The organism is Neisseria lactamica (assembly GCF_901482445.1).
GTDB lineage: Bacteria > Pseudomonadota > Gammaproteobacteria > Burkholderiales > Neisseriaceae > Neisseria > Neisseria lactamica.
On the sequence record NZ_LR590477.1, the window covers coordinates 15,697 to 37,228 of the forward strand.

Annotated in this window: 22 protein-coding genes and 2 pseudogenes; 1 reads left to right on the forward strand and 23 read right to left on the reverse strand. The window is 52.4% G+C overall.

All coding sequences use genetic code 11. The features are described 5' to 3' along the window. Positions 1-50 precede the first annotated feature (50 nt). A pseudogene (locus tag FGL10_RS11880) lies at positions 51-155 on the forward strand (IS1595 family transposase); the annotation flags it as partial. On the opposite strand, the pseudogene FGL10_RS00075 reads toward FGL10_RS11880, so the two are convergent. From FGL10_RS00075 to FGL10_RS00190, 23 genes and pseudogenes are all read right to left on the reverse strand, one after another. After that, a pseudogene (locus FGL10_RS00075) lies at positions 155-571 on the reverse strand (DnaB-like helicase N-terminal domain-containing protein); the annotation flags it as partial. The pseudogenes FGL10_RS11880 and FGL10_RS00075 overlap by 1 nt on opposite strands. 96 nt (positions 572-667) lie before the next feature. Continuing rightward, positions 668-1,777, reverse strand: a complete 1,110-nt coding sequence (repM, locus tag FGL10_RS00080) for a replication initiation protein RepM (protein WP_003711201.1) — start codon at positions 1,775-1,777, stop codon at positions 668-670. A 1,300-nt stretch (positions 1,778-3,077) separates the two neighbouring features. Next, positions 3,078-4,016, reverse strand: a complete 939-nt coding sequence (locus FGL10_RS00090; RefSeq protein ID WP_003710511.1) for a glycosyltransferase family 2 protein — start codon at positions 4,014-4,016, stop codon at positions 3,078-3,080. A gap of 149 nt (positions 4,017-4,165) precedes the next feature. Beyond that, positions 4,166-4,951 carry a YadA C-terminal domain-containing protein gene (locus FGL10_RS00095; RefSeq protein ID WP_036474956.1) on the reverse strand — a complete coding sequence of 262 codons (786 nt, stop codon included), beginning with the start codon at positions 4,949-4,951 and terminating at the stop codon, positions 4,166-4,168. 280 nt (positions 4,952-5,231) lie between these two features. Next, complete coding sequence (locus FGL10_RS00100) at positions 5,232-6,161, reverse strand: metal ABC transporter substrate-binding protein (RefSeq protein ID WP_003710506.1); 930 nt, start codon at positions 6,159-6,161, stop codon at positions 5,232-5,234. Positions 6,162-6,237: 76 nt separating this feature from the next. Further along, positions 6,238-7,113 carry a metal ABC transporter permease gene (locus FGL10_RS00105; RefSeq protein WP_003710504.1) on the reverse strand — a complete coding sequence of 292 codons (876 nt, stop codon included), beginning with the start codon at positions 7,111-7,113 and terminating at the stop codon, positions 6,238-6,240. Between the two features lie 35 nt (positions 7,114-7,148). Further along, the gene (locus tag FGL10_RS00110) at positions 7,149-7,874 is read right to left on the reverse strand and encodes a metal ABC transporter ATP-binding protein (protein ID WP_171007429.1); all 726 of its coding nucleotides are present in this window, start codon (positions 7,872-7,874) and stop codon (positions 7,149-7,151) included. Positions 7,875-8,192: 318 nt separating this feature from the next. After that, positions 8,193-8,558, reverse strand: coding sequence for a 50S ribosomal protein L19 (gene rplS, locus FGL10_RS00115; RefSeq protein WP_002214322.1), 366 nt, complete (start codon positions 8,556-8,558; stop codon positions 8,193-8,195). Between the two features lie 13 nt (positions 8,559-8,571). Continuing rightward, positions 8,572-9,321, reverse strand: a complete 750-nt coding sequence (gene trmD / locus FGL10_RS00120; protein ID WP_003710500.1) for a tRNA (guanosine(37)-N1)-methyltransferase TrmD — start codon at positions 9,319-9,321, stop codon at positions 8,572-8,574. Further along, positions 9,321-9,830: a ribosome maturation factor RimM gene (gene rimM / locus FGL10_RS00125; RefSeq protein ID WP_003710498.1), complete on the reverse strand. Its 510-nt coding sequence runs from the start codon at positions 9,828-9,830 to the stop codon at positions 9,321-9,323. The genes trmD and rimM overlap by 1 nt, the downstream gene beginning before the upstream one ends. Before the next feature lie 13 nt (positions 9,831-9,843). Continuing rightward, positions 9,844-10,089: a 30S ribosomal protein S16 gene (rpsP, locus tag FGL10_RS00130; RefSeq protein ID WP_003710495.1), complete on the reverse strand. Its 246-nt coding sequence runs from the start codon at positions 10,087-10,089 to the stop codon at positions 9,844-9,846. A gap of 45 nt (positions 10,090-10,134) precedes the next feature. Further along, positions 10,135-12,561: a bifunctional acetate--CoA ligase family protein/GNAT family N-acetyltransferase gene (locus FGL10_RS00135; protein WP_036474959.1), complete on the reverse strand. Its 2,427-nt coding sequence runs from the start codon at positions 12,559-12,561 to the stop codon at positions 10,135-10,137. A 92-nt stretch (positions 12,562-12,653) separates the two neighbouring features. Continuing rightward, on the reverse strand, positions 12,654-14,075 hold the full coding sequence (locus FGL10_RS00140) for a sensor histidine kinase (RefSeq protein ID WP_003710491.1): 1,422 nt from the start codon (positions 14,073-14,075) through the stop codon (positions 12,654-12,656). Between the two features lie 12 nt (positions 14,076-14,087). Continuing rightward, entirely contained in the window at positions 14,088-14,765 is a 678-nt protein-coding gene (gene misR, locus FGL10_RS00145) for a two-component system response regulator MisR (RefSeq protein ID WP_003710489.1), read from the reverse strand. 189 nt (positions 14,766-14,954) lie between these two features. Beyond that, positions 14,955-16,769: a PglL family O-oligosaccharyltransferase gene (locus tag FGL10_RS00150; RefSeq protein WP_036474963.1), complete on the reverse strand. Its 1,815-nt coding sequence runs from the start codon at positions 16,767-16,769 to the stop codon at positions 14,955-14,957. Next, positions 16,759-17,112: a DUF2069 domain-containing protein gene (locus FGL10_RS00155; protein WP_003710486.1), complete on the reverse strand. Its 354-nt coding sequence runs from the start codon at positions 17,110-17,112 to the stop codon at positions 16,759-16,761. Before FGL10_RS00155 ends, FGL10_RS00150 begins: the two co-directional genes overlap by 11 nt. Positions 17,113-17,120: 8 nt before the next feature. Continuing rightward, a complete protein-coding gene (locus FGL10_RS00160) occupies positions 17,121-17,729 on the reverse strand; it encodes a Maf family nucleotide pyrophosphatase (protein WP_013449366.1) in 609 nt (202 codons plus the stop codon). A gap of 52 nt (positions 17,730-17,781) precedes the next feature. After that, positions 17,782-18,552, reverse strand: a complete 771-nt coding sequence (gene tatC, locus FGL10_RS00165; protein ID WP_003710481.1) for a twin-arginine translocase subunit TatC — start codon at positions 18,550-18,552, stop codon at positions 17,782-17,784. Positions 18,553-18,563: 11 nt separating this feature from the next. Beyond that, entirely contained in the window at positions 18,564-19,247 is a 684-nt protein-coding gene (gene tatB / locus FGL10_RS00170; protein WP_003710479.1) for a Sec-independent protein translocase protein TatB, read from the reverse strand. A gap of 3 nt (positions 19,248-19,250) precedes the next feature. Next, a complete protein-coding gene (gene tatA, locus FGL10_RS00175) occupies positions 19,251-19,454 on the reverse strand; it encodes a Sec-independent protein translocase subunit TatA (protein ID WP_003710477.1) in 204 nt (67 codons plus the stop codon). Between the two features lie 52 nt (positions 19,455-19,506). Beyond that, positions 19,507-19,830, reverse strand: coding sequence for a histidine triad nucleotide-binding protein (locus FGL10_RS00180; protein ID WP_003710475.1), 324 nt, complete (start codon positions 19,828-19,830; stop codon positions 19,507-19,509). Positions 19,831-19,902: 72 nt separating this feature from the next. Beyond that, complete coding sequence (locus FGL10_RS00185; RefSeq protein ID WP_003710473.1) at positions 19,903-20,226, reverse strand: phosphoribosyl-ATP diphosphatase; 324 nt, start codon at positions 20,224-20,226, stop codon at positions 19,903-19,905. A 122-nt stretch (positions 20,227-20,348) separates the two neighbouring features. Continuing rightward, the gene (locus FGL10_RS00190; RefSeq protein WP_003710472.1) at positions 20,349-21,413 is read right to left on the reverse strand and encodes a 2,3-butanediol dehydrogenase; all 1,065 of its coding nucleotides are present in this window, start codon (positions 21,411-21,413) and stop codon (positions 20,349-20,351) included. Between the last annotated feature and the right edge of the window lie 119 nt (positions 21,414-21,532).

The window sequence follows — 21,532 nt, forward strand, 5'->3', positions numbered from 1 at the left end:
ATTAATTTTTAGAGGCTGACGTAGATTAGCAGTTATGCCAGGCTACGAAAATAAAGATAACCAATTGTAAATTAAACAATAGAGTTCAAAAGAAACTGCTTGAATTTTTCGTACTCCAAGCTACCGCCCGTTCCGCTGCCGATATTTTGGGTATGGCGCTGCGGTCAATTTCCGTTCCCACTTCGGCGAGTTGGCGCATAATAGAACGCTCGCGCACGATTTCGGCATAGCGCCGGATGTTGGCGGCAGACGGAGTATTTTGCGCCAGGGAAATCAGATATTCGAATCCCCACGCTGCTTCCAGCTCTTCGTTCCGCTGCAAATCTTCCTGAACCGTGATGACATCGGCAGGACGGCTCTCATTGATCAGTTTGGCAATGGATCGGAAAATCAGGCGGTGTTCATGCCGGTAAAAATCCTCTCCCGAAACCACATCGGCAATCCTGTCCCATGCCGGATTTTCCAGCATCAAACCGCCCAAAACAGACTGCTCCGCCTCCATTGAGTGCGGCGGAAGCGACAATGAGCCGATTCCTCCGTCTTCAGACGGCATGGCTGTGTAATCGTTCATGGTACATCCGCCAAAATTGCAATCTTCTATTGTAGCGTAAAGCAGGTTCAATTGGTTTCCGTACCGCAAAACAGGTAGGATACGCGGGCTGCCGGGTTAAATACCTTCCTCAACCATCACAGTTAACATAGGAAATAATCTGGCAATCTGAGAATCGGCTATCCACCTGTTTGTCCCTTCAGTCCTAAGCATACCTGAATCTTTAACCCAAATTGTTCCATCCTTGTCCTTAAAACGTGTGCCATTAGAAATCTTTTCCCATTCGGTTAAACCGACTTTTGCATTTTTGTTTTCAGGATTTTTGACCCCATTATCTTTAGCCGCATCTTCAAATCCCCAACGTTCCTCTACGGCTTTTTTCAGAATATTCAGCCTATGGGCTTTAGTCACGTTCTGACCTTTTGCAATGAGCGAAGCGATATATGCTTCCGCCCTGACCCGTATCGTTCCGGCTTCCAAATCAGTCATTCCGGCAAAAAGTTCCGATTGATTTTCAAGAGGGATGTCTTTCGACCCTATTTTATGTAGGATTGAGAATGTAAAACCTACAATTTTTCGTCCTTCTTTATGCTGCTCGTAGGTAATGGAAATATCCGTTTTATCATTGATCTGCTTGACGGCGAAATCCAAAACCTTACGTTTGAACAGCTCCATTTTTTGATACTCGTCAGGCATCACACCCAAACGTTCACGCAACTCCATTGTACTGAACATCGGTGTCTTACCGGCTGCACGCCATGAAATAATAATTTCGTAGAGCCGCACCGCGTATTTACTGCTCAACGATGAGACCTGATCAAGCTCGTAGCTTGTGAAGTTTTTTTCTAGCATCGTAATCAAAGGGGCAACATTTGGTGCAAAAACTAACTCTACCGTTGCCTGTTGTTCAATATAGGCGACCTGAGATACCCACCTTGTCCGTACTACCTTTTCCCCTTTTGGTGTTTTCTCGATAAAACTGAATTGGCGTTCAAAAAGGTTGTTACAGGCATCTTTCAAAGCCTTATACGCCGTATTGCGGTTGGTATGGAAATTATTCATGTAACTGCTGGCTGTAATGGTCAACCTGTCGTTTGCGGTAATCCCCTTTCCCGTAGTCCTAGCCTCAATAATGGACAACAGTATTAACCTCTGCTCCACCAGTTCAAGATTGTAGCTGGCATTGATTAACGCATTGTCTTTAACAACAAGGTTTTTAACAGCCATAACAGATGGTTCCGCTAAATAAAAACAATATGCTACCTTTGTATGATTAGGGTGTCAAATGATCGGTTGATTCTTGAACCTTATGCACGCTAAAAGGTGTGATATACCTGCAAAACGGTGTGCCACTTCCCGACAGACGGTGCTGCATTGCACGGTAAACGGTGTCAAATAAAACGACAAAAGGTATGATATTGCCCGATAAACGGTGTGATATATCCTGATTTACAACAGCAATATCTTTGAAATCCAATATATTCTTTTGAAATATACAGACCGAAAAGAGAAAGTGGTTAAAAGACTAAAATGAAAAACTCACTCTATTTTTTTGTTATTCAAGGGTTAAACCCAAGACTGTTGCACGCCAAACGGTGTTATATAAGTTTTTAAAGGGCAGTACATAAAGCATCATCCTGATTTAGAAAGGAACGAATGTCCAAGCGACGGGTTTCAACCGGTAAGGAATTTTGCACACCAAAAGGTGTTATATTGAGGGTGTTTATACAGAATTTATTATAAAAATATATATATATCAATATATTAAAATAGCAGCATAAGTGAATTTTTTAAGCACGAAAAACGGTGTTATATCTTTGGCTGAAATCACATTTGCAAGACAATCAATCCGGAACCTTACATTAAAAGGCACACTGCTATGTGTGCTGCCCTTATTTTTGAGGACATTCATTAACGCCTTCTTCTTACCAGTACTTGGACACTCGTCCTACGTGTTAACGGCCCACCACACCTACAGGTAGGGTTCCAGCTAACAAAAGTTTTTGATGAAATTTAGCACATCGTATGGTGTGATATTGAAGGCAGTATTGACGATTATTTAGAATAAAATCTATATACATCAATTAATTAAATTAATAACTAGGGGGAAATTTTTCAAACACGATAAATGGTGTTATATCAATGTCAGATATGTTGTTCACAGCTTGTTTTACACGAAAACAGGTGTGATATGTCTATTTTCCCATCTGTTTAGTCTTGCACGCTAAAAGGTGCGATATACCTGCAAAACGGTGTGCTATTTCCTGATAGACGGTGCTGAATTGCACGACAAACGGTGTCAAATAAAACGACAAACGGTGTGATATTGCCCGATAAACGGTGTGATATATACCATGATGGCGAGATAAATCCATTTAAATACAGAACACTAGACAAATAAAAAGACTGCTAAAAAAGAGAAAAGGTATTAAAAGACTAAAATTAAAAAATAACCCTATTCTTTATTTTTTAATATAGGCAAACGAAAAGGAATCATGTATTTCATGATTCCTTCTTAAATCCTGTATCAACCTAATATCAAAACACAGCCATATTTTTTATCCGGCAGTTGCGCAAAGAGGCAGTCATATTCTTTTTTCAGTTCAGGGATATTTTTGACAATTCTGCCAATTTTATCGAATTCAATCAGTAGGATTTGACGGACAGTTTCTGCGTATCTTGAATCGGTCTGCCTTTCCATCAGCGGTACGAGGTAGGTAAGCAGATTGTGAAGGTAATCGGTCAGCCTGTGGTCGGGTAGAGCGGTTGTCAGACTTCCTTTTCTGCGGTGGTAAATAAAAAAGGGAATGTCAACCTCCAAGACTTTTCCGCCTGCAAGCAGAAATTCAGAGATGAAAACCATATCTTCCCCAAAACGCATACCGTTGCGATAGGTAACGCCCGTAGCGACAAGGTGGCGACGGTCAATCATAAAGCACATATTGTGTAGAGGCCAGTGATGAGGCAGACTCTGCATCAATATCCCCTGCATAGATGAGATTTTCCCATTGTGCTGTTCTTTAAATTGAAAAACGGGCTTACACCTCAACATATTTTTCCCCTCTTCATAAGGAGGACGGAGATATACGCCTTTAATCGCTTGAAGTCCGTTATCTTGAGCAAGTCTTGCCCACAAACCGAAATCTATGGGGTAAAGTTCGTCATCGGGGTCTAAGAACATAATGAAATCCCCCGTTGCAAGTTTTAATCCGGCATTGCGTGCCGCCGCCACGCCCCTGTTTTGGCTGCTGACAACGGTAATAAAGGGATATTGGTGCATATATTTCGCCAGAATTTCCGCACTGCCATCTGTCGAACCGTCATCTATCAAAATAATTTCTTTGCGTACCGTTTGAAGCAATATGCTTTCAAGCGCGCGGGGGATATAGGGTGCAACATTATAGACGGGCAGGATGAAGCTGATACTGGGTAGATTATCGGAGGTTGCTTTATCGTTGGAGTACATCTGAATCCTTAATTTGTTGTAAAAGGCGAAGTATGCAGATGGGCAACTTTAGGATATGGTCTGCATACAAAATCCAAAATGCCGCACCTGTCTGCAAGTGCGGCATTTTTACTATAGGCTGTGTTCCAATAGGTATTGATGGCGGAAGATCACCATTGATAGCCGACAGCCGCTCCAAATAACGGTTTTTTGGTATTGTTGCCGGAGAAATTGAACGAAGCACCTGCCTTCAGGATTACTTTACCGTTATCTGAGAGGCTGGAGTAACCGATTGCAAGAGCCTGTTCGCCGTTGTAGTGTGCCGTAGAAGCGGATACCATCGAGTGTCCCGCATAAGTCGGTTGAGGAAGGAGTGCGATCGCTCCTGCTTTGGCGATACCGCCGTTCATTGATTTATCCAACTTGTCGACTTTTTGCTCTATAGAGGAAATCCGTTCAGAGGACATATTGTCGATTTTCTCTTTCAATTTGTCGGAAAGGGTTAGAGTTAGTCTTGAAGTTTCCTCTGAATATTCAATTTTAACGTCTGATCCAGACTCATTGAATTTACCAGGTAAATCTTGAATAAATTCCCCAAGCTTTTTCTCAATCTTTTCAGGTACGTCGAGATACAGTTGATACAGTTGATCTCCGGTAACCGCATCAGTCGATCCCGAATAAAGGCCACCCCTTGAAATGTTGGTAATCAGGGTCTCATTGCCGTCATAGCCGATGGTAACGTCCCCATATGTAATAACGTTATCCGGATCGTATGTATCTACAACTGTTTTTTTATTGTCATCATCTATTGGGTTTTCTATCATCAGCTTTCTGATCGACGTTGCCCCATTGCCGTCAGCCTGAGCGTATGGCACGGCGGATATGCCGATTCCTGTGGCTGCTGCTGTGAGGATGAGTTTGGATATTGCCGTATGTTTTTTGTCGGTGCGGGTCATAATTGTATCGATTAGAGTAAAGTTAACGTAATCCTCCGATTATATATTCAGACCCTTACTCTGTAAATAATACGTTGTATTATTTTATCCATTTTTTTTTTTTCAATGATTTATGTTGGTCATTGTATAGTGGGTTAACAAAAATCAGGACAAGGCGAGGCAACGCCGTACCGGTTTTTGTTAATCCACTATATATTTGTACGTTGTGGGGCCGCCTTTTGTGCACGGGTATGAGAATGCCGTCTGAAAAAGGTTTCAGACGGCATTGTGTGTTTAGGGTTTATTTCTTCATCGCTTCGCTCATTGCCTTGATGTTGTGGCGGTACATTCCGATGTAGGTGTCGGCGGGCGCGTTGCCGAGTGCGTCGGAATACAGTTTGCCGCTGACGTTGACGCCGGTCTCTTTGGCGATGCGGTCAACCATGCGGGTGTCTTTGATATTTTCGGTAAATACGGCTTTGATGCCTTCGCGTTTGATTTGGCGGATGATGGCGGCGACTTGTTTGGCCGAAGGCTCGGCTTCGCTGCTCACGCCTTGCGGGGCGATGAACTCGATATGGTAACGTTTGCCCATATAGGAAAAGGCATCGTGCCCGGTCAGGACTTTGCGTTTGGCGGCAGGGACGGCATTAAATGCGGCTTGTGCGTCGCTGTGCAGTTTTTTGAGCTGCATTTGGTAGTTGCCCAAGCGTTGTTGATAATAAACTTTGCCTTCGGGGTCGGCCTTTATCAGGGCTTCGGCGACGTTTTGGGCATAGGCGGACATAAGGACGGGGTCGTTCCAGACGTGGGGGTCATATTCGCCGTGGTCGTGGTGGTGTCCTTCGTGGTCATGGTCGTGGTCATGATCGTGGTCGTGATGGTGTCCGCCTTCTTCTTCTTCGGCTTTGAGGGGTTGGATGCCTTTGGTCGCTTCGGCATAGGATACTTTGCTCTGTTTGACGGCACGTTGTACATCGGCGGCTTCAAGTCCTAAGCCGTTGAGCAGGACGAGTTTTGCACTGCGGATTTTTTTAATGTCGCCGCTGGTCATATGATAGGCGTGCGTATCTTGGTTGGCTCCGACCAAACTTTGTATGGATACGCGCTCTCCGCCGATTTGTTTGGCAACGTCGCCCAAAATGCTGAAGCTGGTTACGACGGGCAGGGGGGCGGCAGTTGCGGCGGTGGTTAGCAATGCGGCAATAAGGGTAAGTTTGAGGTGTTTCATAACTGTTCTCCTGTGATATAACGTAACATCTGTTATGGTAAAACAAGCCGCCTGTTTGTTCAAGCGGCTTGCGGGGTCAGGTGGTGTGGTGGCGGTGGTTTTTGAGCCATTTGGTCAGAATGCCGCCTTCTTTGCCGAGTATGACGGAAAAGAGATAAAGGATGCTGCAACAGAGGATGATGGCGGGTCCGGATGGGATTTCGATGTGGTAGGAAATGAGCAGCCCGGTCAAACCGCAAAAGAGGGCGATGAGGACGGACAACAGAATGAGCGTCCCCATATTTCTTGCCCATAGGCGGGCGGTAATGGCGGGCAGCATCATCAATCCGACCGACATCAGGGTGCCGAGGGCTTGGAAGCCGGATACGAGGTTCATGACGACCAGGACGAGAAAGAGGACGTGCCAAAGCCCGCCTTTGCCGTTGACGGATTTGAGGAACAGGGGATCTATGCTTTCCAGTACGAGGGGGCGGTAGATGACGGCAAGGGTAATGAGCGTGAGGCCGGAGACGGCGGCGATGAGTTGCAGGGCGGGAATATCGACGGCAAGCACAGAGCCGAAAAGAAGGTGGAGCAAATCGACGCTGCTGCCGTTTTTGCTGATGAGGATTACGCCGATGGCGAGGCTGCTGAGATAAAAGGCGGCAAAGTTGGCATCTTCTTTCAGGGTGGTAAAGCGGCTGACAAGTCCGGCAAGCAGCGCCATCAGCATACCGGCGGCAAACCCGCCCGCACCCATAGCGGGCAGGCTCAAGCCGGCAAATATGTAGCCGACGGCGGCTCCGGGCAAGACGGCGTGGCTGAGTGCGTCGCCGATCAGGCTCATCCGCCGCATAACGAGGAATACGCCGACGGGTGCGGCACTGAGGGACAGGCAGAAGACGGATGCGAAGGCGTAGCGCATAAAGTCGAATTCTGCAAAGGGTGTGATAAGCAGGTCGTAGGGGTTCATAGTGTTTGGCACGGGGACATGGTTTCAGACGGCATTTATGAGGCGCACCATTCGGGGCTTTCCTGTTTCTGCATCTTGGCGTTGGCCTGGGTGAGGTAAGGTTCTGCCAACACGGTTTCGGTTGCACCTGCCGCAATTTTTTCACGTGCAAGCAGCATAGTGTTAGGAAAGTAGGCACGGACTTGTTCGTAATCGTGCAAAACGGCAATGATAGCGTGTCCGCCGTAATGGCATTTTTGCAACACGTCGAGAAGCTCGTAGGTTGTCCGTGCATCAACGGCATTGAAAGGTTCGTCCAAAAGCAGGAATTTGGCATTTTGAACCAGCATTCGGGCAAAAAGGACACGCTGGAATTGTCCGTTTGAGAGGTGGGCGATTTGGCGGCGGGCAAACTGCCGCATTCCTACACGCTCCAAGGCTTCGTGGACGCGTTGTTTTTGAGCGGTATTTATCCCTTTGAAAAAGCCGATTTCATACCACAGCCCCATTGCCGCCAAGTCGAAAACAGTCATAGGTTGGGAGCGGTCGATGTCGGACTGCTGGGGAAGGTAGGCAATGTTCTGACGGGTCAATCCGTCCAGCCGGATGCTGCCCGTGTCGATAGGCTGCAATCCCATTAAGGATTTGAGAAAGGTAGATTTCCCTGCGCCGTTCGGTCCGAAAACCGCCCACATACTGTGTTCTTCAAAAGTAATGTCAACGTGGTGTACGGCAGGACGGCGGCGGTAGCTGACCGTCAGGTTTTCAACGATGATGCTCATACCGATACCGCCCAAAGGTAAACACCCCATAAAAGGGATACGGCAATCAGGGCAAGGATGAGGCGGAAGGTCAATCCTGATAGTAAAAGGGAAGGTGTCATGATGATTTGCGGTTTTGAAAGAGAAGTTGGCAAAGCGGTTATCATTATATGGCAGATATGATACTGTATAACGTTTGGTCTGTAAATTCTGCTTGAATAGGCGGGAGTGATTGTTAAGCAGGGGAGGCGGATTGGAAATATCGTTGTCTTGTTGATATTGCGGCGATAAAAAAATGCCGTCTGAAGGTTCAGACGGCATTGGGGGAAATCGTTTGAATCAACCTTTGCGTGCAGGCAGTTTTTCTTTAATGCGTGCAGCTTTGCCGGTCAGGCCGCGCAGGTAGTAAAGTTTGGCACGGCGGACATCGCCACGGCGTTTGACTTCGATTTTCTCAACGGTAGGGGAGTACAGTTGGAAAGTACGTTCCACACCTTCGCCGCTGGAAATTTTACGGACGATGAAGTTGCTGTTCAGACCACGGTTGCGGCGGGCGATAACCACGCCTTCGTAGGCTTGCAGACGGCTGCGCGTACCCTCTACGACGCGTACGGATACGACTACGGTGTCGCCCGGTGCGAATTCGGGGATGTCTTTGTTCAGACGGGCAATTTCTTCTTGCTCCAATTGTTGGATCAGGTTCATTGTTTTTCCTAAATTATGATTGGATTTCCCGTTGCTCTTGCAGGATTCTTTTCAAGAGGCGGGATTCCTTTGGGATTAAATCGCGCTTTTCCAATAAGTCGGGTCTGCGCTCCAAGGTGCGGCGAAGCGATTGTTCCAACCGCCATTCCGCAATCAAGTTATGATTGCCCGAACGGAGTACTTCCGGGACAGCCATACCTTGAAATTCTAAGGGTTTGGTGTAGTGGGGGCAATCCAGGATACCGTTTGAGAACGAATCCTGTTCGGCAGACTGTATGTCGCCCAATACGCCGGGTACCAGCCTCAATACTGCATCCATCAGCATCATGGCGGGAAGCTCTCCGCCGGAAACGACAAAGTCCCCGATGCTGATTTCTTCATCGACACTGCTTTGCAGCAGTCTTTCGTCTATGCCCTCGTACCGTCCGCACAGCAAAATCAAGTGCGGGAGTTTTGCCAGTTCTGCCGCTTTCTGATGTGTCAGCGGTTTCCCTTGCGGGCTGAGGCAGATAACTTTTGCAGTGTGGGAGGATTGTGCCTTGGCATATTTTATCGCCGCATCAAGCGGCGGAGCCGCCATAATCATTCCCGGCCCGCCGCCGAACGGGCGGTCGTCGATATAGCCCAGCCTGTTGTCGGCAAACGCTCGGGGATTAACCGGTTCGAACTGCCAAATCCCCTGTTTGTTTGCACGCCCCGTTACGCCGTAGCGGGTAATGCTGTCGAACATTTCCGGGAAAATGGTAATCGCCTGGATAAGCATCAGTAGTCCAAACCCCAATCGGCAATAATGGTTTTACTGCCGGCATCGACGGTTTCGACGTATTGGGATACGAACGGAATCAGGATTTGCCCGTATTCCCCGTCAACCACCAATACATCGTTTGCACCGGTTTCCATCAGGCTGCTGACTTTGCCCAGTACGGTATTGTCTTTGTCGGTGACGGTCATCCCCACCAAGTCTGCCCAGTAGTATTCCCCTTCTTCCGTCGGTGCGAAGGCTTCTCGGGGGATTTCGATGGTGTAACCGCGCAATGAGAATGCCGAATCGCGGTCGTTTATCCCTTCAAATTTGACTTGGAGTTCGCCGTTGGCAACCTTCCCTCCTTCAAGGGAGACGGCAACGGTTTTTCCGTCTTTGACCAATTGCCACTCGGGGTAATCCAAAAGGCTGTCGGCATATTCGGTATCGGCGGCAATTTTCAGCCAGCCCTTTATGCCGAATACGCCTTTGATGTAGCCCATAGCTACCCGGTTTTGAGCGTCTGCCATAGCGGGAGGGGGATTAGGCGGCTTTTTGTTCTTTAACCAGTTTTGCAACGGCGTCGCTGATTTGTGCGCCTTGTGCAATCCAGTGGTTCAGGCGGTCGGCGTTGAGGCGGACGCGCTCTTGTTTTTCATTGGCTACGGGGTTGTAGAAGCCTACTCGCTCGATAAAGCGGCCGTCGCGGCGGTTGCGCGAATCGGTAACGATAACGTTGTAGAAGGGGCGGTGTTTCGAGCCGCCGCGTGCCAAGCGGATAACTACCATTTTGGGTCCTTTTGAAAAAAATCGGATATATGGAAACTGTCGATTTTAGGTTATTTTGCGGCCGGTGTGCAAGTTTTTATTTGTTTTTGCTGTTGTTTTGTCTGCCGTGAGGTCTAGGTATGCGCGGTACAGGTTTTTTTCGGTATCTGATTCTTTTAGGGTAAATCCTGATTTTTCAGCAAGTTTGACCATAGGGGTGTTGGTTTTGAGGATGTCGGCGCTGATGGCGGGGTAGCCTTGTTGTGCTGCGGTACGGATGACGAGTTCCATCATTTTTTGTGCCAGCCCGCTGCCGCGCATATGTTCCGCCAGTGCGATGGCGAACTCGCATTCGTTGCGGTTCAGGCGGCTGTGGCGGGCGACGGCGACGATGTTGCCGCCGGCATCCCTTGCCGCCCACGCGGCTTCACAGTAGTAATCGAGGTTGCATAGGCGCGCCAATGTGGCTGCGGGCAGTTCGTTGGTACGGGTTATGAAGCGCGTGTACCGGGCTTCGGGGTCGAGGTTGCGGACGAATTGTTGTTTGGCTTCGGCATCTTCGGGAAGCAGGGGGGCGATGGTGACGGTTGTGCCGTTTTTCAGGGACAGGGTTTTCGGGTGTGCCGCCGGGTAGGGTGCGAGTACGCCGGGTGTTTTTTTATCGGCTGCGGGTTTGCTGCCGAGCAGTTCGGCGGCGGCTTCGCTTGTGTGCCGGAGAAACTCGGAGGCTGCTGGGTTTTTGTGTTTCAGGTATGCGGCGGCACTGTGCATTTTTGCGGCGGCGTGTCCGAGGGTTTGTGCGGTTTTGCCGGCGGTTTTGCGCCCGGATGCGTTGTGTGTTTCGGGTGCTTTCAGGTCAAAGTCGGTATGGTATTGTCCGCCGTTGAGGTTGAGTGTGATGGTGCCGAGGTTCAGGTTGTGTTCGGAAAGGGCGGTCAGTGTGCGGAGGAAGCGGTTGAGGGTTTGCGGGTCGTCCAGTCCGGCAAACCGGGCGAGGCGGAGGCTGTCGAGTGTGGTAAACGGGGGGAGTGCGGCGGCGGTTTTGCCGTCGTACCGCGCGGTCAGGATGCCGCCGTAAACGGGGTGGTTGCGGAATTGGAACTGTACGGCGTTGTGGGCGGTGTGCCGGTAGGGGGGGAGGTGCAGGGCTTCGGCGATTAGGGATGGGTCGGCGGCTTCGAGGGCTTTTTTGATGTTCGGGGTTTGAAGGGGCTTCAGACGGCACGGTTGCGGCGGTGCGGTGTCGAGCTGCGCCTGTTTCAGGGCGGCGGCGGTATTGCGGTAGGAAAGGGTGCGGATTGCCTGCAAGGGGTTGTCGAAGAGGGGGATGCCGTCTGAAAAGGGGCTGCTGACGAGCAGGGGTTTGGCGGTCTGTTCGGACAGGCGGACCAGTGCGCGTGTTGTTTTTTTGTCGTCCCCGTCTCCAGAGGGGGCGGGTATTGCCAGTACGGCCTGTGTGTCGGGACGGGCGAGCTGTCGGGAAACGGTGTCGTGGAAGCGTGAAGGCGAGGGTGTGCCTGTCAGGTATCCGTTGCGGACTTGCGGGGGGAGGTTTGGAAAGTGGAGGGTGAGGTTTTCGGGGGCGTGCGCGTCCAGCCATTCGGCAGGCGCGTCGGACAGGATGTCGAGCCGGGACAGCGGGGGCAGGTCGGACAGCAGGGCGCGCAGTGCGGCTTCGAGACCGTCGGTGTCGAAGCTGATGAGGAAGTTGCAGCGGCGGGCGAGGCTGTGCAGGACGGCGCGGTCGGTTTCGTCCGTGCGGTAGGTAATGTGGAGGACGAGCGGTGTGTGGCGGGTAAATTGGCGTATGGCGCTGAACAGTTTGCGCTGGTCTTCTTCGAGGTTGTGGTGCAGGACGGCGGCTTTGGTGTGCCGGCTGTGTCCGAAGCGGTTGAGCCAGTCGGAGGATGTGATGGGGCTGACAGTGTAGTTCAGGCTGATGTGGCGGGATGTGCCTTGGCGGAGTTTTTTGAGGATGCCGTCGATTTCGCGGCTGACGGCGGCATTTCCGGTCAGTATGGCGGTATGGCCGGCGGCGTATTCGTTTTGGGTGCTGATGTTGAGTCCGAGTGAGGGAATCTGGATGCCTGCCGTGGTGCAGGCGGTAATGTTGAGTCCGTTTCCGTGGTGTTTCCGGATGGCGGTTTCGGCGGTATGCAGTTCGGACGGGGGCAGGCTGTCCCAGTCCTGTATGAGGATGATGTGCGGGAGTTGTTTTTTCCGGCAGGTTTTGAACAGGGCATCGTAACTGTCGGGCGGGGTAACGGCAATAATCAAATCCGCGCTGCCGGGGATTTTGTCGAAATCCGTATAGGCTGACAGGCCGGCAATGCTGTGATGGCGCGGCCGGACGGGGGTGATTTTCCCTCGGAAAGGCGTGCCCAGCAGGTTGCCGAGCAGGCGTTCGCCAAGGCTGTACGGTTGTTCGTCCGTCCTTATCAGGATGATGTGGTCGGGCATAAAGAAGTAGCCCGGATCGGTTTGTGTCGGCATAGTGCGTTCCTTTGCGGACGGGGGCGGGATTTCGGGAGGGCGGCTGTTTGTCCGTTCGGGGCCGGCGGGTCGCGCCGATGCCGTCTGAAGGGTCAGGCGGCATTATGGCCGGTTTGTTCCTTTTTCTGCTTGGAAGCCGTTTTTGCCTTGGGCAGGATGAAGCGCATCCGCAGCCCGTTCGGCTTGATGTTTTCGGCAATGATTTTCCCGCCGTGCTGCCCGATGATGTGGCGGGTAATCGCCAAACCGAGGCCGGTCCCGGGTTTGCCCGCCCCCGAATCGGCGCGGTAAAAGGCGGTAAAGATATGGGGAAGCTGCATTTCGTCCACGCCCGGCCCGTTGTCGGTAACGTCGATAATCCAGTGTTTGTGGCTTTGTCCGATATGGATTAGGACGGTGCTGCCTTCCGGGCTGTAATTGACGGCGTTGCGGATAACGTTGTCGAAGGCGCGGTACAGGTAGCTTTCATTGGCGCAGACGGCGGCGTTTTCGGGAATTTTCCCGTCGGCGGACAGGGTAACCGCCTGTCCGTTTTTCTGTGCGATGCTTTGGTTGTCTTCCACAAGGTTGCCGAGGAAGGGGATGAGGGCGAGGTTTTCTTTTTCCAAAGCCATATTGGAGGTTTCGAGGCGGGACAGGGTCAGGAGTTCGCCGACCAGCGTGTCCATCCTGCCCAGCTCGCCTTCGAGGCGTTTCAGGTATTGTTCCTGTTTTTGGGGCTGCGCCTGAATTAACCCGACAATCGCCTGCATACGGGCAAGCGGGGAGCGCATTTCGTGGGAAACGTGGTGGAGCAGGTGGCGTTCTTTGGCGACAAGTTTTTCGAGTTTTTCCGCCATTTTGTCGAATTGCAGTGCGAGATGGGACAATTCGTCGTCGCGGTCGTCTACTTGTTGCGAAATTCGGGTTTCAAGTTCTCCGTTTGCTACCCTGTCCATACCGTTGCCAAGAATCCTGATGGGTTTGGCGATATTGCCGGCGAGGATGTACGCCATCAGCAGTCCGACGACGATGATGAAGGACAATATGATGAGTTCGTGCCAAATCGGGGCGAGCGGCAGGCCGGGGATCAACAGGGGGCTGGGCAGGCGGCGGGCTTGGAGCTTGTCCCAGTCTTTGGTGAAGAACAGGTATTCTTCGCCGAAGCGGTCGTATTCGATATGGACGAGGTTGGAATGCGGGTGTCCGGCGGCGAAAAGCCGGGCGCGTTCGATGGTGTAGCTGTCGATATACCGGTTCAGGATGTCTTTTTTCTCGTCGCCCTGTATGACGTACACGCCCGATGAGACGGGGCTGTCTTTCCATTCCGTCAGGATTTCCCGCGCGCCCGCGTCCCCGCGCGCCCGGAATGCGGAAATGATGCTGCCCATCAATGTGGTTTCGATGGTGCGGCGTTGGTTGAATTGGTTTTCGGCAAGGGTGTTTTGCACCAGCCAAAAAGAAAAACTCGCCACAAAGATTGCACAGACGATAACCGCGCAAAATGTGGCGAAGATGCGTTGGAACAGTTTCATTTGCCCGCTGCTTCAGTTTTTGACAAACAGGTAGCCCAAACCGCGTACGGTTTGAATCAGCGAGGCATCGCCCAGTTTGTGCCGGATGCTGGAAATGTGTACGTCGATGCTGCGGTCGAATTTTGCCAGCTTGCGGTCGAGCGCTTCGACGGACAGGGTTTCTTTGCTGACCACCTGGCCGGCGTGGCGCATCAGGACTTCGAGCAGGTTGAACTCGGTACTGGTCAGCTCCAGCGGCGTGTCTTTGACGGAAGCCTGGCGTTTGGCGGGGTATAGGACGACATCGCTGGCGGAGATGCTGTTCGGCGCGTTGTTTTGTTCGCCGCCGTGTTGCGTGCGGCGCAGGATGGCGTTGATGCGCGCCAGGAGTTCGCGCGGCGTGCATGGTTTGGGCACATAGTCGTCCGCACCCATTTCCAAGCCGATGATGCGGTCGATGTCGTCGCCTTTGGCGGTCAGCATAATGATGGGGACGGTGCTTTGCGAGCGGACGTTTTTCAAAACGTCCAGCCCGTTCATTTTGGGCATCATGGAATCCAATACGACTACATCGTATTGCCCGCTTAGGATTTCCTGTACGCCGGCTTCGCCGTCGGAAACGCTGCGGACGTTCAGCCCTTCGGCGCTCAGGTATTCGGTCAGCAGTTCGGTCAGCAGTGCGTCGTCGTCTACGAGTAATACGCGGCTCATGGTGTTTCCTTTTCGTAAGGGTCTGCCCCGATCCTGTTTCGGAAGGGGCGTGAAAAGATTGTTTGACGGCTCATCTTAACACGGCTGCAATGTTTTTTGATAGCGTATTTCCCTGCCGGTTTGCTGTTTTTTGCAATGTCTTGCAGGGAGCTTTACATTTCGGGCGGCATCCGCATCCGCCGGCGCGGGTCATTTGCAGGGTTTTGCTTCCGGATGCCCGGGCGCGGCGGCGAAGGCTTTGCAGTCTTTGAGCAGTTCGGGCAGCAGCGGCGCCCATACGGGCAGTTTGCGGATTTCGTCGGCGTATCGGGGCATCAGGTAGGGGTAATAGGACTGTGTCGCCCGCATCCATTGTTTTGCTTCTGCAACTTTGCCTTGCCGCATCAGGTAGAGGGCGATGCGGTAGGTGGCGGAGTGGGGGCGGTATTTTAGTGCTTTGAGGGTTGCTTCTTCCGCCCAAGTCTGGGTTTCGGGGTATTCCGGCAGGGCGAAGTTTACGAGGGAGAAGTCGGCATAAAAGGACAGCATCGGACTGTTTGCGGAAATATAGCGCAGTTCGTTGATTTTCCGGTTGAGGGTTTTGGCACTGTCGTCAGTGGCGGGGAAAAAGGAGTTAACCAGCCGGGTGTATGTCCAGTCCAAGTGCAGCAATCCTGCGAATATGGCGGCGGAGGCGGTCAGTATGCCGAGATTGGCGGCTTTTTTGAAGGCGATGCCGTCTGAAGCCTCTGCGGGGGACAGAAAGAGCATCAGTCCGAAGGGGATGAGGAAATAGACATACCACAAAGGATATTCGAGCATACTGTGGCACATACTGACGGCAAGTGTGCAGATCAGGAAAAGCGATGCGGGGGTCAGGGGGCGTTTCAGCAGCCCGGCAATGCCCGTCAGCAGGGTTGCGGCAACCAGAAGCGTGCCGCTGATTCCCATCTCTGCAAGGAGTTGGAGGACGATGTTGTGGGAATGGGTGAACAAGTTGCTGAGGTGGTTGTCGTGTATGTTGTGCTGTTCGGCATTGATGAGGAAGGTTTGTTGGGCAAAACTGTTCCAGCCGTGCCCGAATATCGGGGCGGACTGGAAGGCGGCAAGGGCTTTGCGCCATTCGATTTGGCGCGGCAGGTCTGTGAAACCGCCGTTGGCGACGCGTTCGACGGCGGTTTCGTAGCGGATGCCGGTAAAGGTTTCCAGAATGGTGTTCATGGAAAATTGGAACAGCGCGGTAAGGAATACGGCTGCGGCTATGCCGAGTATCGTCCGCCTGTTGGATTTGTCCGAACGGAAATACCAGAAGGGAAGGATGAGGGCGATGGCGGCTATGTAGGTCAAGATGGTGCGCGAATTGACCAAACCTAAAACGGCGGTCTGCATAATCAGGCAGATTGTGCCGAGGGCGGCGGGGATTTTTCGTTGTCCGTTGAGGTAGGCGGCGGCGAGTATGCCCCACATCAGGTAGTGTCCGAGGTTGTTGCGCTGCCCGATGTGTCCGATTACGCCTTGCCCGCTGTAAACGATGAGGTTTTGAAGCAGGGGGGTGTCTTCCCAGCCGGCAAACTGGATGACGACGATGCAGGATTGAAGCAGGGAGCCGATAAGCAGCGACCAGGCAAACAGGGTAACGATGCGTTCTTGTCCGTAGTGTGCGACCAAACTCTTGCAGGCCCACGCGCCGACGGCGAGCAAGATGAAAATCCAAGAGACGATGTCGTTCATACCGGGGTAGATCAGGTTCATCAGGCGTGCCTGAAGATACCAAAACGCCGCCATTGCAAACAGAAGGAAGCTGATGGCGGGGATTTTGACATCAAACAGCTTTTTTCCTGCCGTGAAGAACAATAGGACAATCAGGCCGGCTGCTGCGGCGGCATCGTGGTAAAAGTCGGGCGACGGTTCCAGACGGAGTGCGAAGGTAAAGGGGACGATGCCTATCCAAAGGAAACAGGGCAGGATGTAAATCGGCAGTTTGGCGGCGGGGCGGATGCCGGATACGGTCGTTTCAGCGGGCATTGTTTGTTTCCTTGTATTGTTTGACGAACGACAGGCAGGATATGAAGAAGATGATGCTGAATACTGCGGAAAGCGCGGCGCAAATTTGTTCTGCGGGATAAGCGTTGAATAAACGCATAAGGGCTTCGGCAAAATAAATCAGAACCAGCATGGAGCTGTATTGGTAGGTGTAGATTTTCTTTTTCAAGATGCCTGAAAGCGGCAGGCAGAGGGGGAGGGCTTTGAGCGCAAGCCACGAACCGCCCGGGCGCAGCGGCGCAATCCACAGTTCCCAGGCAAGGGACAGGATTATCAGTGCGATCAGGCTGAAAGAGGCAAGGAGGTAAGCGGTTTGTCTGTTCACGGCGGTCTTTACGGTTTAAGGGCGGACAAGGGGGAGCGGTATCCCAAATCCTGCAACATCGAAACGGTTTCATAAACGGGCAGCCCCATAATGCCGCTGAAGCTGCCTTCGATAGATTGGATAAAGATGCCGCCTATGCCTTGTACGGCGTAGGCGCCGGCTTTATCCGTCGGTTCGCCGCTTTGCACATAGGCGGAAATTTCTTCCGAACTCAGGGGCTTGAAAACGACGCGGTTGGTTTGGACGCGGTTTTCCGCATTGCCGCGATAATGAATGCAGACGGCAGTCAGGACAGTATGCCGTTTGCCGGACAATCGGTTTAAAAATTCGATTGCTTCGGCTTGGGAGCGGGGTTTGCCCAATATGATGCCGTCTGAAACGACGCAGGTGTCGGCGGTAATCAGGGGGAAATCGGGCATTGTGCCGTTGGTTTCGAGAAACAGGGACAAAGCCGTCTGATTTTTTTCTGCCGCCATCCTTTGAACGTAAGCGAAAGGTGTTTCGCCGGCTTTAACGGATTCGTCGATGCCGGCGGGCAGTTGGATGACGCGGTAGCCCAACTGTGTCAGGATTTCCATTCGGCGCGGGCTGTTTGAACCTAAATAGAGGGTATTCAAAGGTATTCCTTAATCTGTGGCGGTATGAGGCAGGACTTCAGACGGCATAGTGTCAGGTTTTTGCAGGCGGCCGCACGCCGTCCCCTCCTTTGGGGGCGGAAGTAAAAAAGCGTCCGAGCCAGATGCCCGCCTCGTATAAGAGAATCAGCGGAATGGCAAGCAGGGTCTGCGAAATAATGTCGGGCGGCGTGATGACTGCGGCAACGATAAACGCGCCAACAATGACATAAGGCCGGGCGTGTTTGAGCTGCGCGGTCGTTACCACGCCGATTTTGGTTAACAGGATGACGACGATGGGCACTTCAAATGCCGTGCCGAACGCAACAAACATACCTAAGATAAAGGACAGGTATTTGTCGATGTCCGTCGCCATATTGACTCCGACGGGGGTTACGCCGGCAAGGAATTTGAAAATGACGGGGAAGACCAGGAAATAGGCAAATACCATACCGGTGAAAAACAGGCTGACGCTGGAAAGGACGAGCGGGGCGATCAGGCGTTTTTCGTTTTGATAGAGCGCGGGGGCGACGAATGCCCAGATTTGGTAGAGCGTATGCGGCAGCGAAATCAAAAATGCCGCCATCAGGGTAACTTTGACCGGCACGAAAAACGGCGCGATGACATCGGTGGCGATCATACTGGTGTCTTTGGGCAGGTTTGCCATCAGCGGGTCGGCGGCGAAGGTATAGAGCTGCTGGGCAAAGGGCATCAGGCAGAAAAAGCAGGCTAAGATGCCGGCAACCGTCCACATCAGGCGGCGGCGCAGCTCGATGAGGTGTTCGACAAGCGGTTGGACGGGTTGTTCGTTGTGTGTTTCGGACACCGGATGCCCCTTTATGATTTACGGACGCGCAATTTGGGTTTGGCGCGGGATTTAGGACGCAAACCGCGTTTGCGGCTGATTGCCTGTTTGTGCAGCGAAGTGGTATGCGGAACAGGGTTTCCGACGGCGGTATCGATATAGCTGACTTCGACGGTCTGTGCGGCGGGCGGCGGGGACGCGGTCAGGTATTCGCGCCAGGCGCGGTCTTGGCCGGTTTCCTCGGGTCCGGCCGTGCCGCCGGTTTGCCTGTCGTCCCCAAGGGTTTCGGCGGAAGTATCGGAACGTTCGGACGGCATAACGTCGGAAATGCCGTCTGATGCGGGGTTTGCCGCATCGGGAAGCGGATTGCCGTTTTCATCGACACCGAAATCGGCAGGCGTGCGCTGTTCGGGCAGTTTGTCCCAAGGTTTCAGACCGTCGGAAATGTCGTGCAGATTACCCTCCATATCCGTACCGGTTTCTTTGAGGCTGTCTCGAACCTGAGCGGCGGCGGCTTCGAATTCCTGCTTTGCCTTCCTCAGTTCTTCCAGTTCGATTTGCGTGTCAAACTCATGTTTGACGCTTCCGACAAAGCGTTGCAGCCTGCCGATGAGCCGCCCGGCGGTGCGGGCGGCTTCGGGCAGGCGTTGGGGGCCTAGGACAATCAGGGCGATAACGCCGGCCAAAACCAGCTCGCCCAAACCGAAATCAAACATAAGTTATGCTTTGTCTTCGTCTTTTTTGTGTTCGATTACGCCGTCTTTTTCGGCATTTTTGCCGTCTGTGCCTTCGTTCAGCCCTTGTTTGAAATCGTGCACCGCACCGCCGAGGTCTTTGCCGACGTTACGCAGTTTTTTTGTGCCGAATATCAAAACGACGATAATCAGTACGATAATCCAGTGCGACATAGAAGAGATGCCCATAACGAGTCCTTTATACAGTGATACGGTTGGAAGTAGCGGTTGGAATAATGGTTTATGCCGGCGTGCCCATAATATGGATATGCAGGTGGAAGACTTCCTGCCCGCCGCCTTTGCCGGTATTGATCAGGGTTTTGAAGCCGCCGGCCAAACCTGCCGCTTTGGCGATTTCGGGAACTTTCAACATCATTTTGCCCAACAGCATCTGATGTTCGGGCGCGGCGTGCGCCAGCGAGTCGAAATGGACTTTCGGAATCAGCAGCAGGTGGACCGGCGCGGCGGGGTTGATGTCTTTGAAGCAAACCATTTCGCCGTCTTCATAGACGGTTTGCGCCGGAATCTCTTTGGCGGCGATTTTGCAGAAAATACAGTTGTCCATAACGGCTCCGTTGCCGTCTGAAGAGGCACCCAGACGGATTAAACGTGGAAAGGATGAGATTGTAATATAAATTTAAGATTCTGTGCGGGCGGCTTTTTCGGCCAGCCCCGACAGCCCCTGACGGCGTGCAAGTTCGTCCAATACGTCTTCCGCCTTCAGGTTGTGGTGCGCCAGCAGGATCATCGTGTGAAACCAAAGGTCGGCGACTTCGTAAACCAGGTGGGACGGGTCTTTGTCTTTGGATGCCATTAATACTTCGCCCGCTTCTTCAATGACTTTTTTTAGGATTTTGTCCTCGCCCTTATGCAGGAGTTGTGCGACGTAGGATTCGGACGGATCGGCGGATTTGCGCCGGTCGATGGTTTGTTGGATGGCGGATAGTACGGAATCTCCCATAATTTCTCCTTGTTTGGGTGCTTCGGAATGACAATCCCGAGGTAAGGCGGGCCGCCGCGCCTGATTGGAAAATGCCGTCTGAAGGCTTCAGACGGCATTTGGGCCGTTGCGGCGCGGCCTGCTTACAGGTTGGGGTTGACGATGATTTTAACGGCGGATTCGTTGTTGTGAATCAGACGCTCGAAGCCTTCGGAAACCAGCTCGTCCAATTTGATGCGTTGGGTGATGAAAGGCTCAAGGTTGATTTTGCCCTCTTCAACCAGTTTGATGGTTTCGGCGTGGTCGTTGCAGTAGGCAATCGTGCCGCGCACGTCCAGCTCTTTCATCACGACGCTGTGGACGTTGATGGTGGCGGGGTGGCTCCAAATGGATACGATGACCAAGTTGGCGGCAGGTTTGCAGGCTTCGACCAAAGTATCCAACACTTTGTTCACGCTGGTGCACTCAAATGCCACGTCCACGCCTTCGCCGCCGGTCAGTTTTTTCACTTCTGCAACAACATCGACTTCGGACGGGTCGAGGATGTAGTCGGCAACGCCGGCTTCGCGGGCTTTGTCTTTACGCGCTTTGCTCAATTCGGTGATGATGACTTTGATGCCTTTGGCTTTCAGCACGGCAGCCAACAGCAAACCGATCGGGCCTGCACCGCCGACCAATGCGACATCGCCTGCTTTTGCGCCGCTGCGTACATAGGCGTGGTGTCCGACGGACAGAGGCTCGATCAAAGCGGCTTGATCCAACGGGATTTTGTCGGAAATCGGATGCACCCAACGGCGTTTGACGGCGATTTTTTCAGACAGGCCGCCGCCGCAGCCGCCCAAGCCGATAAAGTTCATGTCTTTGGAGAGGTGGTAGTTGCTGCCCGGGCCGGTCGGTACGTCGTCGTGTACGATGTAAGGTTCAACCACAACGTGTTGGCCGACTTTGATGTCGTCCACGCCTTCGCCGACGGCATAAACCACGCCGGAGAACTCGTGTCCCATCGTGACGGGTGCGGATTCGCCGGAAATCGGATGCGGATGGCCGCAGGGCGGAATGAAAATCGGGCCTTCCATAAATTCGTGCAGGTCGGTGCCGCAGATGCCGCACCAGGCGACATTGATGCCGACAGTACCCGGAGCTACGGCCGGTTCGGGAATGTCTTCGATGCGGATATCGCCTTTGTCGTAAAAACGTGCTGCTTTCATTGTAATGCTCCTTGTTTTCAAGTAGGAATGCCGTCTGAAGATGTCCGGCGGCGGTTGGGATGGAAACGGCGGCCGGTAAGGGCCGGATTCAATTTGCCCGAGTGTTATTTTGCTACAAA

What these genes read in the sequence shown, in the direction of transcription:
- FGL10_RS00090 (WP_003710511.1), bottom strand. Translation starts at nt 4,016, where the DNA reads ATGTACTCCAACGATAAAGCAACCTCCGATAATCTACCCAGTATCAGC.
- tatB (WP_003710479.1), bottom strand. Translation starts at nt 19,247, where the DNA reads ATGTTTGATTTCGGTTTGGGCGAGCTGGTTTTGGCCGGCGTTATCGCC.
- FGL10_RS00110 (WP_171007429.1), bottom strand. Translation starts at nt 7,874, where the DNA reads ATGAGCATCATCGTTGAAAACCTGACGGTCAGCTACCGCCGCCGTCCT.
- rplS (WP_002214322.1), bottom strand. Translation starts at nt 8,558, where the DNA reads ATGAACCTGATCCAACAATTGGAGCAAGAAGAAATTGCCCGTCTGAAC.
- misR (WP_003710489.1), bottom strand. Translation starts at nt 14,765, where the DNA reads ATGAGCCGCGTATTACTCGTAGACGACGACGCACTGCTGACCGAACTG.
- FGL10_RS00180 (WP_003710475.1), bottom strand. Translation starts at nt 19,830, where the DNA reads ATGGACAACTGTATTTTCTGCAAAATCGCCGCCAAAGAGATTCCGGCG.
- FGL10_RS00100 (WP_003710506.1), bottom strand. Translation starts at nt 6,161, where the DNA reads ATGAAACACCTCAAACTTACCCTTATTGCCGCATTGCTAACCACCGCC.
- FGL10_RS00190 (WP_003710472.1), bottom strand. Translation starts at nt 21,413, where the DNA reads ATGAAAGCAGCACGTTTTTACGACAAAGGCGATATCCGCATCGAAGAC.
- tatA (WP_003710477.1), bottom strand. Translation starts at nt 19,454, where the DNA reads ATGGGCATCTCTTCTATGTCGCACTGGATTATCGTACTGATTATCGTC.
- FGL10_RS00185 (WP_003710473.1), bottom strand. Translation starts at nt 20,226, where the DNA reads ATGGGAGATTCCGTACTATCCGCCATCCAACAAACCATCGACCGGCGC.
- repM (WP_003711201.1), bottom strand. Translation starts at nt 1,777, where the DNA reads ATGGCTGTTAAAAACCTTGTTGTTAAAGACAATGCGTTAATCAATGCC.
- FGL10_RS00105 (WP_003710504.1), bottom strand. Translation starts at nt 7,113, where the DNA reads ATGAACCCCTACGACCTGCTTATCACACCCTTTGCAGAATTCGACTTT.
- rpsP (WP_003710495.1), bottom strand. Translation starts at nt 10,089, where the DNA reads ATGGTAGTTATCCGCTTGGCACGCGGCGGCTCGAAACACCGCCCCTTC.
- FGL10_RS00135 (WP_036474959.1), bottom strand. Translation starts at nt 12,561, where the DNA reads ATGCCGACACAAACCGATCCGGGCTACTTCTTTATGCCCGACCACATC.
- rimM (WP_003710498.1), bottom strand. Translation starts at nt 9,830, where the DNA reads ATGGCAGACGCTCAAAACCGGGTAGCTATGGGCTACATCAAAGGCGTA.
- FGL10_RS00095 (WP_036474956.1), bottom strand. Translation starts at nt 4,951, where the DNA reads ATGACCCGCACCGACAAAAAACATACGGCAATATCCAAACTCATCCTC.
- FGL10_RS00140 (WP_003710491.1), bottom strand. Translation starts at nt 14,075, where the DNA reads ATGAAACTGTTCCAACGCATCTTCGCCACATTTTGCGCGGTTATCGTC.
- trmD (WP_003710500.1), bottom strand. Translation starts at nt 9,321, where the DNA reads ATGCTTATCCAGGCGATTACCATTTTCCCGGAAATGTTCGACAGCATT.
- FGL10_RS00150 (WP_036474963.1), bottom strand. Translation starts at nt 16,769, where the DNA reads ATGCCCGCTGAAACGACCGTATCCGGCATCCGCCCCGCCGCCAAACTG.